Origin of the sequence: Photorhabdus cinerea (genome assembly GCF_011189575.1) — a bacterium.
Classification (GTDB): Bacteria; Pseudomonadota; Gammaproteobacteria; order Enterobacterales; family Enterobacteriaceae; genus Photorhabdus; species Photorhabdus cinerea.
The window spans coordinates 1-942 of sequence record NZ_PUJW01000119.1; the positions used below are offsets into that span (position 1 = coordinate 1).

The 942-nt window shown below is 40.6% G+C and carries 1 protein-coding gene; it reads right to left on the reverse strand.

Annotated features, from left to right (window positions below; all coding sequences use genetic code 11):
• Positions 1-542 precede the first annotated feature (542 nt).
• On the reverse strand, positions 543-782 hold the full coding sequence (locus C5469_RS22870) for a hypothetical protein (RefSeq protein ID WP_207629332.1): 240 nt from the start codon (positions 780-782) through the stop codon (positions 543-545).
• Between the last annotated feature and the right edge of the window lie 160 nt (positions 783-942).

Below are 942 nucleotides of genomic sequence, written 5' to 3' on the forward strand. Positions count from 1 at the left end.
TCAGGCTGCTTGTCCATGAGTTTCATATTTCCACCCCCGGCCGGGGAATTAGTCCCCGGCAGATGTCGGGTGTGAGAAAAAATTTACTGTGAAAGCAGGTCTATTAACTTTCTACAGTTTTCAGTTGATAAATCAAAAGAAACAACTTCTTTGCCCATATGTGATAGCTGTAATTTCTTCCTGCTCGATCCTTCAGCTATGATATCTAGGCTATAAATTGATGGCTTACACAGTGTAATGCCTGTTTCTATCGATATTGTTTTATTAATGAGGTCATTCATGGGGATACTCTCAGAACTTAATACATTATTGGAAAAGATTCCGCTCTGGAAACGCCTACAAACCATTCCATCAGATGTTGATGATTTAAAAAGACGAGTAGCAGAACTCGAATCGAAAATTAACTCATCATCGGGAGATAAATGCCCTAAATGCAGTGAAATGAGCTACGGGCTTGACAGGACGGAGCCCGATCCGATGTTCGAAGATTTGGGTGTTCAAAGGGACGTATATAAATGCTCGAAATGTGGATATGAGACATTTCAGCAACGCTGATATTTTAGATGAGGACTGGGTTCCCAGGGAAAACTCAATTTACCTTCAAACTCATGTTTAAAGTTATCTAAAATCACATCAATCTCTGAGAGCCGTTGTTCCAATGCGGCTCTTTCTTGTTTCAGTTTGTTGAAGTAGGTGACATGCAATCTTTGCTTATCTAACCAATCTTCCAAATATTCAGAAGACATATTCGGATTGTAAAAGTACGGTTGGTTCTCGCTCATGATAAATCTCCAGATACAAAAAAAGGCCACGCCATGCGCAGCCTGGAATTGAACTACTAAGTAATCCTCGGTAGTTGAAATTGCCACACCAAGCCATTAGACAGACTGAAACTTTTATCTGAGAACGGGGGATGTGGGCTTTATATATGAAAAAGCCCCG

What these genes read in the sequence shown, in the direction of transcription:
- C5469_RS22870 (WP_207629332.1), bottom strand. Translation starts at nt 782, where the DNA reads ATGAGCGAGAACCAACCGTACTTTTACAATCCGAATATGTCTTCTGAA.